At 67.8% G+C, this 13,461-nt stretch carries 16 protein-coding genes; 6 read left to right on the top strand and 10 right to left on the bottom strand.

Annotated elements, in window-relative coordinates:
• From AAC997_RS18480 to AAC997_RS18465, 4 genes are all read right to left on the bottom strand, one after another.
• Nucleotides 1–671, bottom strand: a 671-nt coding sequence (locus AAC997_RS18480; RefSeq protein ID WP_340647174.1) for a VOC family protein, incomplete at its 3' end; no start/stop codon positions are given.
• Between the two features lie 3 nt (nucleotides 672–674).
• Nucleotides 675–1,442, bottom strand: a complete 768-nt coding sequence (locus AAC997_RS18475) for a hypothetical protein (RefSeq protein ID WP_340647173.1) — start codon at nucleotides 1,440–1,442, stop codon at nucleotides 675–677.
• Nucleotides 1,443–1,460: 18 nt separating this feature from the next.
• On the bottom strand, nucleotides 1,461–2,885 hold the full coding sequence (leuC, locus tag AAC997_RS18470; protein WP_340647175.1) for a 3-isopropylmalate dehydratase large subunit: 1,425 nt from the start codon (nucleotides 2,883–2,885) through the stop codon (nucleotides 1,461–1,463).
• A 79-nt stretch (nucleotides 2,886–2,964) separates the two neighbouring features.
• A complete protein-coding gene (locus AAC997_RS18465) occupies nucleotides 2,965–3,942 on the bottom strand; it encodes an NAD-dependent epimerase/dehydratase family protein (protein ID WP_340647172.1) in 978 nt (325 codons plus the stop codon).
• Between the two features lie 91 nt (nucleotides 3,943–4,033).
• Here AAC997_RS18465 and AAC997_RS18460 point away from each other — a divergent pair, with 91 nt between their 5' ends.
• Together AAC997_RS18460 and AAC997_RS18455 are read left to right on the top strand one after the other, a co-directional pair.
• Nucleotides 4,034–4,930, top strand: a complete 897-nt coding sequence (locus tag AAC997_RS18460) for a LysR family transcriptional regulator (protein ID WP_340647171.1) — start codon at nucleotides 4,034–4,036, stop codon at nucleotides 4,928–4,930.
• Nucleotides 4,927–5,397 (top strand): GFA family protein, encoded by a 471-nt coding sequence (locus AAC997_RS18455; RefSeq protein WP_340647170.1) that lies wholly within the window; start codon nucleotides 4,927–4,929, stop codon nucleotides 5,395–5,397. The genes AAC997_RS18460 and AAC997_RS18455 overlap by 4 nt, the downstream gene beginning before the upstream one ends.
• A gap of 63 nt (nucleotides 5,398–5,460) precedes the next feature.
• On the opposite strand, the gene rplS is transcribed toward AAC997_RS18455, so the two are convergent.
• The gene (gene rplS / locus AAC997_RS18450; protein ID WP_340647169.1) at nucleotides 5,461–5,874 is read right to left on the bottom strand and encodes a 50S ribosomal protein L19; all 414 of its coding nucleotides are present in this window, start codon (nucleotides 5,872–5,874) and stop codon (nucleotides 5,461–5,463) included.
• 26 nt (nucleotides 5,875–5,900) lie between these two features.
• Nucleotides 5,901–6,611: a tRNA (guanosine(37)-N1)-methyltransferase TrmD gene (gene trmD, locus AAC997_RS18445; protein ID WP_340647168.1), complete on the bottom strand. Its 711-nt coding sequence runs from the start codon at nucleotides 6,609–6,611 to the stop codon at nucleotides 5,901–5,903.
• Nucleotides 6,612–6,718: 107 nt separating this feature from the next.
• Here trmD and AAC997_RS18440 point away from each other — a divergent pair, with 107 nt between their 5' ends.
• On the top strand, nucleotides 6,719–7,585 hold the full coding sequence (locus AAC997_RS18440) for an acyl-CoA thioesterase II (protein WP_340647167.1): 867 nt from the start codon (nucleotides 6,719–6,721) through the stop codon (nucleotides 7,583–7,585).
• A gap of 8 nt (nucleotides 7,586–7,593) precedes the next feature.
• Here the strand turns inward: AAC997_RS18440 and grpE are convergent, their stop codons facing one another.
• Nucleotides 7,594–8,232, bottom strand: coding sequence for a nucleotide exchange factor GrpE (gene grpE / locus AAC997_RS18435; RefSeq protein WP_340647166.1), 639 nt, complete (start codon nucleotides 8,230–8,232; stop codon nucleotides 7,594–7,596).
• A 2-nt stretch (nucleotides 8,233–8,234) separates the two neighbouring features.
• Nucleotides 8,235–9,311 carry a heat-inducible transcriptional repressor HrcA gene (gene hrcA / locus AAC997_RS18430; protein WP_340647165.1) on the bottom strand — a complete coding sequence of 359 codons (1,077 nt, stop codon included), beginning with the start codon at nucleotides 9,309–9,311 and terminating at the stop codon, nucleotides 8,235–8,237.
• 93 nt (nucleotides 9,312–9,404) lie between these two features.
• Between hrcA and rph the strand changes: the two genes are divergently transcribed.
• Complete coding sequence (rph, locus tag AAC997_RS18425; protein WP_340647164.1) at nucleotides 9,405–10,124, top strand: ribonuclease PH; 720 nt, start codon at nucleotides 9,405–9,407, stop codon at nucleotides 10,122–10,124.
• 342 nt (nucleotides 10,125–10,466) lie between these two features.
• Here rph and AAC997_RS18420 read toward each other — a convergent pair whose 3' ends face one another.
• On the bottom strand, nucleotides 10,467–10,709 hold the full coding sequence (locus tag AAC997_RS18420; protein ID WP_340647163.1) for a helix-turn-helix transcriptional regulator: 243 nt from the start codon (nucleotides 10,707–10,709) through the stop codon (nucleotides 10,467–10,469).
• A 2-nt stretch (nucleotides 10,710–10,711) separates the two neighbouring features.
• Nucleotides 10,712–11,242 carry a DUF2975 domain-containing protein gene (locus AAC997_RS18415; protein WP_340647162.1) on the bottom strand — a complete coding sequence of 177 codons (531 nt, stop codon included), beginning with the start codon at nucleotides 11,240–11,242 and terminating at the stop codon, nucleotides 10,712–10,714.
• Nucleotides 11,243–11,661: 419 nt separating this feature from the next.
• Between AAC997_RS18415 and AAC997_RS18410 the strand changes: the two genes are divergently transcribed.
• Together AAC997_RS18410 and hemW are read left to right on the top strand one after the other, a co-directional pair.
• Nucleotides 11,662–12,261, top strand: coding sequence for a non-canonical purine NTP pyrophosphatase (locus AAC997_RS18410; RefSeq protein ID WP_340647161.1), 600 nt, complete (start codon nucleotides 11,662–11,664; stop codon nucleotides 12,259–12,261).
• Nucleotides 12,258–13,403 carry a radical SAM family heme chaperone HemW gene (hemW, locus tag AAC997_RS18405; RefSeq protein ID WP_340647160.1) on the top strand — a complete coding sequence of 382 codons (1,146 nt, stop codon included), beginning with the start codon at nucleotides 12,258–12,260 and terminating at the stop codon, nucleotides 13,401–13,403. The genes AAC997_RS18410 and hemW overlap by 4 nt, the downstream gene beginning before the upstream one ends.
• Nucleotides 13,404–13,461: the final 58 nt, after the last annotated feature.

Genomic DNA, 13,461 nt, shown 5'->3' with positions numbered 1-13,461 from the left:
GGGGCGTCGGACACCGGCAGCTTGAGGCTGGCGCCCATCTCCACCACCGCCGAGCCGCAGCGGAAGAACAGCTGACGCACGCCCCACTGTTCGTTGGCGCGGTCGAGACGCAGGTCGAGGCCCAGCTTGGCGCCGTAGATGGCGAGCGCCCGGTCGGGATTGGCGGTGTTGATCACCACGTGGTCCAGCTCGCTCACCGCCGAGGCCTCGCTGTCGACGGGCGCCGACAACGGCCAGGGCTCGCCGCTGCGGGGCGGGTCCACCAGCAGGATATTCAAGCCGCCGGTGTCGGCGGCGTTCAGCGCCGAGGTGGTCCAATAGCGCTTGCGGCCATCGTCGTGGGTCGAGCGGGTGGGGCCAGGGACCGAGCCCCGCAGGCCCCTGCGCTCGGCCAGCTTCTGCGCGGCTTCGGCGTTCTCGACGGTAAAGGCCACCGCCCAGATGCCCTCGCCATGTTCGGCCAGGTGCTTGGCGATGGTGTCGCCGAACGCCCCCTCGCCATGCGGCGTGATGATGTCGAGCGCCATGTTGGGCAGCTGGAACCAGGCGTGACGCGCCCCGCCGTCGCCGCCGATCCAGTTCGGCTCCCGGCCCAGTAGGGCGCGATAGCCGGCGATGGCCACGTCGAGATCGTTCACCGCGAGGGCGATGTGGTCGAGGCCGGTGATCATGCTTCAGCCGATACCCCTTAGGGGCGCCATAAGGGAAGGGGAGCCCGCCAAATATCGCATGGCCTTCTGGGTCATCGCCGTGAGGCCGGGCTTCAGCCATCGATCCGGGATGGGCTCATTCTTCAGGCTTAGGAACAAGGCCAGGGCGAAAGCCCAGGTGCGCTCCGAGAAGTAGCCGTTGCGGCTGGACCGCCAGCCTTGGGAGAAGCTGTCGCCATGCTGGCTGAATTCGAAAGCGGTGTTCGCAGCGAAAACGCCGCCGCCGAAATAGGCCACACAGAGCTCGGTCGCCAATTCATGTGCGTCCTCGCCGCCCGGCGAGGGCTCGGCGACGCTGGACAACAGATAGTGCGAGAGTTCGTGGGCGAGGGTCGCAGTCAACCGGTGGGGCTGGGCCACCAAGTCCGAGGCGTAGCCAATCCAGCCTAGCCCATCGCGAGCCTGGAACAGGCCGTTGGGGGCCTCGCCTCCAGCCAGGTTCCAGAACTCGCCCACCTGGGCGTTGGCTGGTTGGCGATCGAAGGCCTCCAGCTGGGTCGGCCAGTCCATCAAGCCCCAGGTCTGCTTGAGGCAGTCCAGCATGAAGCCGGCCCGCTCATGGCCTTCGGTCTCGGTGCGCGGGAAAAATTCGGGCGTGGGAATGATCAGGGGCGTTTGGGCCAGGTGCTCCATGCCACCCAAGTTGCGCATCAGCCAAGCCCAGGTCTCGAAGATCCAATCCTCCAGGTCGGCCTCCAGGAACCGCGATTTTCCAAACAGGCCCTTGAGCATCCGCGCGCCCTGCGTGAACTAGAGGAAATCCCGGACGTCGACGATGTGGCCGGCGATGGCGGCGGCGGCGGCCATGGCCGGGCTCATCAGGTGGGTGCGTCCGCCCCGGCCCTGGCGACCCTCGAAGTTGCGGTTGGAGGTCGAGGCGCAGCGTTCGCCCGGCGCCAGCCTGTCGGGGTTCATGCCCAGGCACATCGAGCAGCCCGGCTCGCGCCAGTCGAAGCCCGCGGCCTTGAAGATGGCGTCCAGGCCTTCCTCCTCGGCCTGTTCCTTCACCAGCCCCGAGCCCGGCACCACCATGGCCCGCACGTGGGGCGCCACCAAGCGGCCGTTCAGGAAGGCATGCTGGGCCACTGCCGCGGCGGACCTCAGATCCTCGATGCGGCTGTTGGTGCAGGAGCCGATGAAGACCACGTCCACCTTGGCGTCGGCGATCAGTTGGCCGGCGGTCAGACCCATATAGTCCAGGGCCCGCTCGGCCGACGCCCGCTTGTCGGGGGTGGCGAAACTCTCCGGCGCCGGCACATTGCCGGTGACCGCCACCACGTCCTCAGGCGACGTGCCCCAGGTGACGGTCGGCGCGATGTCGGCGGCGTCCAGCACCACCTCGCGGTCGAACACCGCATCGTCGTCGGAGAAGAAGGTCTTCCAGTGGGCCAGAGCCATCTCCCAGGCCGCGCCCTTCGGCGTGGCCGGACGGCCCATCATGTAGTCGTAGGTGGTCTGGTCGGGCGCCACGAGACCCGCCCGCGCCCCGGCCTCGATGGCCAGGTTGCAGAGCGTCATGCGGCCTTCCATGGACAGGCCCCGGATCGCCTCGCCGGCATATTCGATCACCGAGCCGGTGCCGCCCGCCGTGCCGATGGCGCCGACGATGGCGAGCGCGAAGTCCTTGGCGCCGACGCCGGGACCCGGGGTGCCGTTGACGGTGACGCGCAGGTTCTTCGACTTCTTCTGGCGCAGGGTCTGGGTGGCCAGCACATGCTCCACCTCCGACGTGCCGATCCCCTGGGCCAGGGCCCCGAAGGCGCCGTGGGTCGAGGTGTGGCTGTCGCCGCAGACGATGGTCATGCCCGGCTGGGTGCGGCCCTGCTCAGGCCCGACCACGTGGACGATCCCGTTGCGGATATCGCCCATCGGGAAGAACTCGATGCCTGCGTCCTTGACGTTGCGCTCCAGGGTCTGGAGCTGCAGGCGGGCCTCCTCGTCGGCCACCGCGCCGACGCCGAGCGCCTGGCCTTCGGTGGGGACGTTGTGGTCGGCCACCGCCAGGGTGCGGTCGGGACGGCGCACGGGGCGTCCGGCGGCGCGAAGGCCGGCGAAGGCCTGGGGCGTCGTCACCTCGTGGATCAGGTGCAGGTCGATATAGAGGATCGCCTCGCCGTCTTGCTCCGCAACGACGTGCGCATCCCAGATCTTGTCATAAAGGGTCTTGCCGGACATGGGCGGCATGTAGGGTCTGAGAGGCCCCTAAGTCCAGCGTCCCGCGACGATTTCGCACCGGACCGCGCAAGGATTTGCCTCAAGCGGCGGCTTTTTGGTCCATCGACAGGCAACCCTGACCCTGGAGCGCGGTCTTGAGCGCCGTTTCGAGGGGGGTGTGAGGCTCCGCGCCGAGGGTTTTCACCAGCCGAGCGTTGTCCAGCAGGACGGCCTTGTCCCACAGATAGCGCATCTCCAGCATCTCCCGCAGCGTCTCGATGAAGGGGGCGACGGCGCGCAGGGCCAGCCACGGGAAGCCCTTCACCGCCAGCCTGCGGCGCGCCACCCGTTCCAGACCCGAGATCATCTCGTCGCCAGTGAGCTGGTGACCACCGAACTGGTAGGTCGCATAGTCGGGCAGGGTGGCCTCGATCTCCGCCAAGCGCGCCATGGTCTCGGCGAGGTCGGGCAGGTAGGCCCAGGCGTGGCGAATGTTGCGAGGCCCGGGATAGCTCACGCTGCGCAGCGGCTTGTCCTTGGCCACGATGCCCTCGGTCAGCCAGGAGGAGCCGCTGACGGGCCCGAAGAAGTCGCCGGCCCGCACCACGATCGTCCGAACGCCGGCGCTGGCCAGCCGCCGCTCCATCGCCACCCGGATCGCGCCCTTGCGGGTCGTGGGGTTCTGCGGGGCGTCCTCCGCCATCATCGGGAAGGCGTCGGGGCCGTAGTTGTAGACATTGCCCGGGAACAAGATTCGCGCGCCCGTCGCCTTCGCCGCGGCGATGGTGGCCTCCAGCATTGGCACGGCCAGGCCCGCCCAGTTCCGGTAGCCGGGCGGATTGGCGCCGTGGACGATGACCGCCGCCCCTTGCGCCGCCGCCGTCACGTCAGCGGCCGACATGGCGTCGCCCTTCACCCAGTCGATCCGCTCCAGCCCGACCACCTCCCGGGCCGCCCGGACGGGGTCCCGGTGCAAGCCGCGCACCCGCCAGCCGCGCGCCAGCAGAGCCGCCGCCGCCTCGCCGCCCAGCGATCCCGTCGCCCCGATCACCAGGGCGGTCTTGTCTGAAGTCGCCATGTCGCCATCTCCTTGAAAGCGCGGCGAGGATCAGCCCCCGGGGAGCTCCGACGAAATTGCGGTTATCCGTGACTCAGCTATTCATGGGCGCATGAGCGATCCGACCTGGGACCTGTACCAGAGCCTGCACGCCGTTCTGCAGGCCGGCAGCCTGTCGGCGGCCTCGCGCGCCCGGGGCCTGACCCAGCCCACCATCGGCCGGCACATCGAAGCTCTGGAGCAGCAGCTGGGCGCGCCGCTGTTCCTGCGCAGCCCCCGCGGCCTGACCCCCACCGACCTGGCCGTCAGCCTCAAGGCTCACCTGGAGGAGATGCACGCCGCCGCCGCCGCCGCCGCGCGCGACGCCTCCGGGTCGGCCGACAGCGAGAAGGGCTCGATCCGCATCGCCGCCAGCCTGATCGTCGGCGTCGAGGTCCTGCCGCAGATCCTGTCCGGCTTCATGGAGCAGCATCCCGACATCGCCATCGAACTGGTGCTGTCCAACAAGATCGAGGACCTGTCGCGCCGTGACGCGGACATCGCGGTCCGCATGGCCCGCCCCACCCAGGGCGCCCTCGTGGCCCGCAAGATCGGCATGCTGGGGGTCGGGTTCTACGCGACGCAGAGCTATATCGACCGGCGCGGCATGCCCCAAAGCATGGAAGACCTTGAGAACCACACCCTGTGCGGTTTCGACCGGGAGCGGCCACCCCTGGAAGCCCTGACCAATATCGAGTTTCCCCGGGAGATCACGCGGGACATTTTCGCCTTCCGCACCGACAACGACGCCGCGCAGATATCCGCCATCCGGGCCGGCATGGGGATCGGCGGGGTGCAGCATCAGATCGCCCGCCGCGACGGCCTGGTCCCGGTCTTGGCCAACGCCTTTTCCTTCGAGCTCGAATGCTGGATCGCCATGCATGAGAACCTCAAGGGTAGCCGCCGCATGCGTCTGATGTTCGACCATCTGGTGGCGGGGTTCGGCGAGTATCTGGGCAAGAGCCGGTGAGTCGCCTGCCCGAGTTTCCCGTCGAGGGCGGCTGCGCCTGCGGCGCGATCCGTTACCGGCTGAACGCCCCGCCGATCGCGGTCTATACCTGCCACTGCACCGACTGCCAGTCACTGACCGCCAGCGCCTTTTCAATGGCCATGCCGGTGTTCCGCAAGGATTTCGAGATCACCCGCGGTGAACCCGGAAGCTGGCCGCGCAAGGCGACCTCTGGGACGGTGATCCCGCAGCGCTTCTGCGCCGATTGCGGAACTCGGGTGTTCACCGAGCCGCCCGGCGGGCCGCATTCCCTGACCATCCGGCCCGGGACCCTGGATGACACAAGCTGGCTGCACCCGGTCTCGGCCTTCTGGGTGGGCAGCGCCCAGCCCTGGGTGACCTTCGACGCGGAGGTTCTTCAGTACGAGACCCAGCCCACCGACTTCGTCCCGGTGATGAAGGCCTGGAAGGCGTGGGTGGAAGGCTGAAACGAAAACGGCGGCCCCGTCGCCAGGGCCGCCGCTTGAAACTCGTAAGGCTCGAAGAAGACCTTAGTCCTCGACGGTTTCCGCCGGGGTGACGGTTTCCGGCTTGGCCGTACCGCCGGTGTAGGAACGTTCGGCGATCCGCGCCGACTTCCCGCGACGATCGCGCAGGTAATAGAGCTTGGCGCGACGCACGACGCCGCGACGCTTCACTTCGATGGACTCGATCATCGGCGAGTGGGTTGGGAAGACCCGCTCCACGCCTTCGCCGAAGGAGATCTTGCGGACCGTGAAGCTCTCGTTGATGCCGCCGCCCTGACGGGCGATGCAGACACCTTCATAGGCCTGGACGCGCTCGCGCTCGCCTTCCTTGATCTTCACGCTGACGCGAAGGGTGTCACCGGCTTGGAAATCGGGAATCTTGCGGGTGGCGAGAAGGCGGTTGCGCTCTTCGTCTTCCAGCTGCTGGATGATGTTCATCTAAGTCGTCCTCTAGGTCTTCGGGCTTAATCGCCCTTTGGCTGTTGATTGGCGGTTCGCCGCGCCCACAAGTCTGGTCGCTGCTTCCGCGTCGTCTCTTCTCGCTGCTCAGCTCTCCATTTCCGCACCAGGGCGTGATGGCCGCTCAGCAGCACCTCGGGGATATCCAGGCCTTCGAACGTCCGCGGTCGCGTATATTGCGGACCTTCGAGGAGCCCGTCCTCGAAGCTTTCTTCATTCAAGCTCTCGGCCTGCCCCAACACACCAGGGACCAGCCGTACGCACGCCTCGATCGTGACAAGCGCCGCCGCCTCGCCACCGGCGAGCACCGCGTCGCCGACCGCGACCTCCTCGAACCCGCGCGCGTCGAGCACCCGTTGGTCCACCCCCTCGAACCGGCCGGCCAGGACGATCAGTCCAGGCCCGTCAGCCCACGTCCGAACGCGCGCCTGGGTCAGGGGCTGACCCCGGGCGCTCATGTATAAGAGCGGCCGCCCTCGCGGCTCCACGCTGTCCAGCGCAGAGGCGATGACGTCCGCTCGCATCACTTGTCCCGGGCCGCCACCCGCAGGGGTGTCGTCCAGGAAGCCGCGCTTATCCTTGGAAAAACCCCGAATGTCCACTGTTTCCAAGGACCAGAGCCCCTGCTCGCGCCAGGCCGTGCCGATCAGCGAGACACCGAGCGGGCCCGGAAAGGCCTCGGGAAACATGGTCAGGACGGTGGCGTCAAAGGACATGTGCGGCTTTTGGACCATCGGCGTGCGTAATTCTACCGCCTTGCCGGAGCCGCGCTATGGGCTTAATCCAGCGCCTTTCGCACTTGCAGCATATTCCGAGACACATAATGGACACCCCTGAGAGCCTGCCAGAGACCCTGTCGCTGGAACGCCTGGAGCTGAACCTGTTCCGGGGCGTCAGCCCGTCCATGGGTCCGGGCCGGATTTTCGGGGGCCAGGTGATCGCCCAGTCCCTGCTGGCGGCCTACGAGACCGTCGAGGATCGGGTCTGCCATTCGCTGCACTGCTACTTCATCCGCCCGGGCGATCCCCGCGTGCCGATCGTGTTCGACGTCGACCGCTCGAGGGACGGCGGCACCTTCACGACCCGCCGGGTCGTGGCGATCCAGAACGGCAAGCAGATCTTCAACCTGGCCGCCTCCTTCCAGGTTCAGGAGGACGGCTTCGAACACCAGATTCCGATGCCGGAGGTCCCGGGGCCGGCGGACCTCGAAGACGACTCCGTCAAGCAGCGCAAGATGATGGAGAAGGCCCCGGAGGCGATGCGCAAGATGATGTCGCGCCCGCGGCCCATCGAAATGCGCTCGGTCGGCCCCTCCTCCTGGAGCAAGGGCCCCAAGCCCGCCGAGAACAGCGTCTGGTTCCGCGCCACGGCCCCCATCGGGGCTGATCCGCATATGCACCAGGTGATCATGGCCTATGCGTCGGACATGAACATGCTGTCGACCGCCATGCGGCCCCACAGGGTCGAGTGGCAGACCCCTGGCCTGCAGTCAGCCAGCCTCGACCACGCCATGTGGTTCCACAAGCCGTCGAACTTCAACGAGTGGCACCTCTACCACCAGGACAGCCCCTCGGCGTCGGGCGGCCGCGGCTTTGTGCGCGGCTCGATCTATGACGAGAAGGGTGACCTCGTCGCCTCAGTCACCCAGGAGGGCCTGATCCGCCTGCGCAAGCCGGACGACAAGGCCTAAAGGCCCGCTCAGGCCTTCGTATCCACGGCGTCCCCATCGTGGGAGGCGTCGTGGGTCGCATCGTTGGCGGCATAGGGGTTGGCCGGCGCGCCTGGAGCTTCCGCGGCCGGCGCCGCCGGTCCTGTGGAACCCTTGGCCGCCACCACCACCATGGCCGGGCGGATCAGCCGGCCCAGCAGTTCGTAGCCGGGCTGCAGCACCTGGATCACGCCACCGGCGCCCACCTCGGTGGAGGGCTGCTCCATCATGGCCTGGTGTTGATGCGGGTCGAACTTCACGCCCTTGTCGGGCTCGATCTTCTTCAGACCATTGGTCTCGAAGGCGGTCTGCAGCGACTTGGCGGTCATCTCGACACCCACCACGAAATTCTTCACCACCGTATCGGCGCTGTCAGCCGGCGCGGCGGTCAGCGCGCGCGACAGGTTGTCGGCCGCGGCCAGCAGGTCCTTGCCGAACTTCTGGATGGCGTAGGCGCGTGCGTCATTGGCCTCGCGCTCGGCGCGGCGACGGGTGTTCTCCGCCTCGGCGGCGTAGCGCAGCACCTGTTCCTTCAGCGCCTTGTTCTCGGCGGTGAGGGCCTCGATATGGTCGATCGCCGCATCGGCGATGTCGTTGACGTCGTCGGCCGGCGTTTGATCGTCGGACATGTTCAATCCTTCACGCGTTCTCGGACCTGGGACAGCACGCGGGCGGTATAGTCCACCAGCGGGATGACCCGGGCATAGTTTAGGCGGGCAGGACCGATCACGCCGATCGCGCCCAGCACCTTCTGACGGCCCGTCATATAGGGCGCGGCGATCACGGCGGAACCCGAAAGCGAAAACAGTCGCGTTTCGGCGCCAATGAAGATGCGCACACCCTGAGCCTCGTTGACCCCATCCAGCAGCCCGATGAGCTGTTCCTTCTGTTCGAGGTCGTCGAACAGCATCCTAACGCGCTCAAGGTCGTCCAGGGTCTCCGGATCGGCGAGAAGATTGCCGCGACCCCGCACGATCAAGGCCCGTTCGGCCACCTCGCCGCCTCCCCAGGCGGCCAAGCCATCCTCCACCAGCCGCGCGGCGGTCTCGTTGAGCTGCCGGCGGGCGACGTCCAGTTCGGTCCGCATCTCCCGCCCCGCCTCGGCCAGGGTCTTGCCGCGCAGCCGGGTGTTGAGGAAGTTCGAGGCCTCCTGCAGGGCGCTGGGCGTCACCCCGGCGGTGAGCGCCATCAGCCGATTCTCGACCGCCCCGTCGTCGAAGACCATCACCGCCAGGGCCTGGTCAGCCGACAGCGAAACGAATTCCACATGTTTCACCCCCGCGTCGCGGACAGGTGTCACCACCACGCCCGCGCCGCCGGCCAGGCCCGAGAGGATGGCGCTGGCCTCGTTGAGGGCGTCGTCGAAGGTCTGGCCTCGGCCGGTCAGCCGGTGCTCGATGGACCGCCGCTCCTCCTCGCCCACGTCGCCCACCTCCATCAGGCCGTCGACGAACAGGCGCAGGCCCGCATGGGTCGGCAACCGTCCGGCGCTGACATGGGGCGCGCCCAGCAGACCAAGCTGGGTCAGGTCCTGCATGGTGTTGCGGATCGAGGCCGGCGACAGGTGGACCCCGCCCTTGGAGAGGGTGCGCGACCCCACGGGGTCGCCGGTTTCCAGATAGCTTTCCACGACGCGGCGGAAGATATCGCGGGCGCGCTCGTCCAGCGCGGCGAGCGAAGGCCCGCCGGTCAACAGGGAACTGGTCAAGGGGTTAGGCAGGCCATGGACGGAACCTCTGTATTCTAGGATAAGCGCGGCCCTCTGCGGCGCAAGACGTCGCGCTCATATCCGAGCCTTTCCATGCGCCCTTCCGACCGTACTCCCGAGCTTCTTCGTGACGTGACCATCGAAACCGGGGTCAACCGCTATGCGGAGGGCTCCTGCCTGATCACCTTTGGCCACACCAAGGTGCTGATCACTGCGAGCGTCGAGGACCGGGTGCCGGGCTTCATGCGCGGCCGGGGCCAGGGCTGGGTCACCGCCGAGTACGGCATGCTGCCGCGAGCCACCCACACCCGGGGCCGCCGCGAGGCCTCGGAAGGCAAGCAGTCGGGCCGCACCCAGGAAATCCAGCGGCTCATCGGCCGCTCGCTGCGCGCAGTGATCAACCCCACCCTGCTGGGAGAACGCCAGATCTCCATCGACTGCGACGTCATCCAGGCCGACGGCGGCACGCGCACGGCGTCGATCACCGGCGCCTGGGTCGCTCTGCGCCAGGCGGTGAACTATCTGATGGAAGAGGGCCTGATCACCACGGACCCGATCACCGACCAGGTCGCGGCCATCTCCTGCGGCATCTACAACGGCGTCCCGGTGCTGGACCTCGAATACGAGGAAGACTCCAACGCCGAGGCCGACGCCAACTTCGTGCTCACCGGCTCGGGTGACATCGTCGAGATCCAGGCCACCGGCGAGAAGCGCGGCTTCAGCCAGGCTGAGTTCGAGGCCCTGTTCGGCCTGGCCCGCAAGGGGATCGGCGAGCTCTGCGTGATGCAGCGGGACGCCGGCGCCCGGAAGTAAGGCCTCAGAACGCAAAACGGGCGGCCCCCGAGGGACCGCCCGTTTCGAACGCGAAGCCACGGTGTACGACCGTGGGGTACTGAACGCTTAGAGACCGTTCAGCAGCTGACGGAAGGCCGAGGCGGGCAGACGGGCCAGCTCTTCGGCGAAGGGGGCCATCAGGCGGTCGATCAGGCTTTCAATGGCGCGAGCCATGGGGAGCTCCTTTGTGCAATGCAGCAATTGTTGCAGTGCATATAGGAGCGAAAGCCTTACCTGACAATATCTAAGCACCGCTCAGTCAGACTTTTTTGCACACGCGCGCGCAGTTTTCCGCCGCACTGCGTCATCACGCCGCCGTGTTCAGCTGTCTTCGTCGTCGTCCGGAAGGTCGTCGGAGGGTCCGGCCTCGTAGTGCAGCAGGTCGCCGGGCTGGCAGTCCAGCTCGCGGCACAGGGCCGCCAGGGTGGAAAAGCGCACCGCGCGGGCCTTGCCGGTCTTGAGGATCGAAAGGTTGGCGATGGTGACGCCGACGCGGTCGGCGAGTTCGGTGAGCGACATGCGGCGTTCGAGCAGCACGCGGTCGAGCTGGACGCGAATAGGCATGTTCAGATCGTCAGCTCCGCTTCGCGGCGCAGGCGCGCGCCTTCACGGAACACCTCAGCAAGGACAAAGACCACCAGGACCGAGAACCAGGCCGTCAGGCTGAAGCCCTGGCTGCTCTTGGTCTGGGCGAGATCCAGCCAGTCGCCAGCGAAGCGAACGGCGTAACGCACCAGCTCCAGGCTGCCCAGCGCCAGGCCGATCACCCGCAGGCGCAGCACATTGTCCGGGTGGAAGGGGTCTCCGGCCGTCAGGGTCGCGAAAATCTGGCGCAGCCGCGCCACGATCACCTGCAGGCCGGCCATGTAGAGCGCCGCGGCCAGCAATCCTCCGGCCAGGACAGGGCCTCGGCTGACCACGCTGGCGCCCTCGGCGCTCAGCGACAGACTTCCGATCAGGTCAGGATTGAAGCTCAGGAGGAGAGCGGCCAGCATCAGGATGCCGACGACGCCAATCCCGATCCACAGGGCCACATAGACCACATCGAGGATGATCTTCAGGAAGCTGGAAACCGAACCGGGCCCCAAGGTGCGCATCAACTCTTTCTCCCCGCTCGCGTGGCTCCGCCGCCAACGCGGCGGCTGGCGGCGAGAGCGTCTGACTTGAGCACGTCAGTCTAGCTGACCAGCGCGCCGGCCACCAAGGCCGCCACGGGAAGGGCGGCGAGTACGATCACGACCTGCATCAGGGCGCGGTCCATCCAGGTCATCACAGGCGAAAACATGACTTCATCTCCAAGGGCGGCCGCCGTGGCGGCGCTTTTTGTTGCGGCGCGGCCCGTCGCCGCTCCATGTCGTTAGTCAATATGAGCGCATCGCTTTTCGATCAAGATAATTATCGAAAAACGATATGAAACATCGGCAATGTTGCGCTTGGCCGCGCGCAAACCGTTGCAATTGAAGGGCGCGCGCGCCGCGACTATGGTCCGCGCTCGCAGTCGAACCGGAGGTTTCCCATGGCGCTCAAGCTCGAACCCGGCGCGCGGCTGGTGGTGGCGACCCACAATCCGGGCAAGGTGGTGGAGATCGCCGCCATCCTGGAAAACCGCTTCTCCCTGGTGACCGCCGGAGAATTGGGCCTGCCCGAGCCTGACGAGACCGAGACCACCTTCGTCGGCAACGCCCTGCTCAAGGCCCGCGCCGCCGCCGACGCCAGCGGCCTGATCGCACTGGCCGATGATTCCGGCCTCTCGGTCGCCGCCCTGGACGGCGCGCCGGGCATCTTCTCCGCCCGCTGGGCCGGGCCGGGGAAGGATTTCGCTGTGGCCATGGCCAAGGTCGAGGAGCGGGTCGAGGCGACCAGCGCCGAGGACCTGTCCTGCTGGTTCACCAGCGCGCTCGCCGTCGCCTGGCCAGACGGCCCGGCCGTGGTGGTGGAAGGCCGCGTCGATGGAACCCTGACCTTCCCGATGCGCGGGACGCGAGGCTTCGGCTACGACCCCATCTTCACGCCGCTGGGCTTCGATCAGACCTTTGGGGAGATGGACCCCGCCGCCAAGGACGCCATGAGCCATCGGGCGCTCGCCTTCGCCAAGCTCAAGGCCGCCATCCTTTGAATCTGCTGGGGGTCTACATCCACTGGCCCTATTGCGCGCGCATCTGCCCCTATTGCGACTTCAATGTCCTGCGCGACCGAGGACGTGAGGAAGAGCAACGCGCCCTGAAAAACGCCATCCTCGCCGACCTGCGGCGCCACAGGGAGCTGACCGGCCCGCGCGAACTGACCTCAATCTTCCTGGGCGGCGGCACCCCCTCGCTGATGGACCCCGACTGGGCCGGCGAGATGATCGCCCTCTGCCAGTCGCTCTGGAGGCCCGCGACGGACCTGGAGATCACCCTGGAGGCCAATCCCACCGACGCCGAGGCCGACCGGTTCTCGGGCTTCGCCGCCGCCGGGGTTCAGCGGCTGTCCCTCGGCGTCCAGGCCCTGGATGACGCCAGTCTGGCCCTGCTGGGCCGCAACCACGGCGCCGACGAGACCAGGCGGGCGGCCGCCCTGGGGGCGAAGCTCTTCCCACGCCTCTCGCTCGACTTGATCTATGCCCGCCCCAACCAGACCCCCGAGGCCTGGCGCGCCGAGCTTGGCGAAGCCATCGACCTCGGCGCCGAGCACCTGTCGCCCTACCAGCTCACCATCGAGGCCGGCACCGCTTTCGACCGCGCCGTGAAGCGCGGGACCCTCGTCCCGCCGGGCGAAGACCTGGCCGCCGAACTGTTCGACGTGACCCAGGAGAGCCTCACCGGGGCCGGCTTCACCGCCTACGAGGTCTCCAACCACGCGAAGGGCGAGAGCGCCCGGTCGCGGCACAACCTCGTCTACTGGCGCGGCCAGGACTATGTCGGCGCGGGCCCCGGCGCCCACGGCCGCCTGACCCTGGAGGGCGCGCGCACCGCCACCTTCGCCGCCGCCCGTCCCGCCGACTACATCGCCAAGGTCGCGCAAAGCGGCCTTGGCTGGGCCACCCGCGAGATCCTGACCCCAGAACAGGCCGCAGAGGAGCGTCTTCTGGCAGGCCTGCGCATTGAGGACGGCGTCGCCTTCACAGAGCTCGCGGCGCTGGGCCTCACGCCCGCCCATCCCGAAGTTCTGCGCCTGATCGAGGCCGGCCTCCTCGCCCACGACCAGGACCGCCTGCGGGCCACTCCAGCCGGCCGTCTGGTGCTGAACTGGGTCACCAGCCGCCTGGCGCTCGCCTGAGCCCAAGCTTGCCATGAGCGAGCGAACCGGCGAATCCTCCGCCCATGTCCCCCCGCCC

Origin of the sequence: Phenylobacterium sp., from assembly GCF_037968635.1 — a bacterium.
Classification (GTDB): Bacteria; Pseudomonadota; Alphaproteobacteria; order Caulobacterales; family Caulobacteraceae; genus Phenylobacterium.
This window is presented reverse-complemented; position numbering and strand designations above follow the sequence as displayed.

What these genes read in the sequence shown, in the direction of transcription:
- grpE (WP_340647166.1), bottom strand. Translation starts at nt 8,232, where the DNA reads ATGTCCGACGATCAAACGCCGGCCGACGACGTCAACGACATCGCCGAT.
- AAC997_RS18415 (WP_340647162.1), bottom strand. Translation starts at nt 11,242, where the DNA reads ATGCGCACCTTGGGGCCCGGTTCGGTTTCCAGCTTCCTGAAGATCATC.
- trmD (WP_340647168.1), bottom strand. Translation starts at nt 6,611, where the DNA reads ATGTCCTTTGACGCCACCGTCCTGACCATGTTTCCCGAGGCCTTTCCG.
- AAC997_RS18460 (WP_340647171.1), top strand. Translation starts at nt 4,034, where the DNA reads ATGAGCGATCCGACCTGGGACCTGTACCAGAGCCTGCACGCCGTTCTG.
- leuC (WP_340647175.1), bottom strand. Translation starts at nt 2,885, where the DNA reads ATGTCCGGCAAGACCCTTTATGACAAGATCTGGGATGCGCACGTCGTT.
- AAC997_RS18465 (WP_340647172.1), bottom strand. Translation starts at nt 3,942, where the DNA reads ATGGCGACTTCAGACAAGACCGCCCTGGTGATCGGGGCGACGGGATCG.
- AAC997_RS18410 (WP_340647161.1), top strand. Translation starts at nt 11,662, where the DNA reads ATGGCGCTCAAGCTCGAACCCGGCGCGCGGCTGGTGGTGGCGACCCAC.
- rph (WP_340647164.1), top strand. Translation starts at nt 9,405, where the DNA reads ATGCGCCCTTCCGACCGTACTCCCGAGCTTCTTCGTGACGTGACCATC.
- AAC997_RS18440 (WP_340647167.1), top strand. Translation starts at nt 6,719, where the DNA reads ATGGACACCCCTGAGAGCCTGCCAGAGACCCTGTCGCTGGAACGCCTG.
- AAC997_RS18475 (WP_340647173.1), bottom strand. Translation starts at nt 1,442, where the DNA reads ATGCTCAAGGGCCTGTTTGGAAAATCGCGGTTCCTGGAGGCCGACCTG.
- rplS (WP_340647169.1), bottom strand. Translation starts at nt 5,874, where the DNA reads ATGAACATCATCCAGCAGCTGGAAGACGAAGAGCGCAACCGCCTTCTC.
- AAC997_RS18420 (WP_340647163.1), bottom strand. Translation starts at nt 10,709, where the DNA reads ATGCCTATTCGCGTCCAGCTCGACCGCGTGCTGCTCGAACGCCGCATG.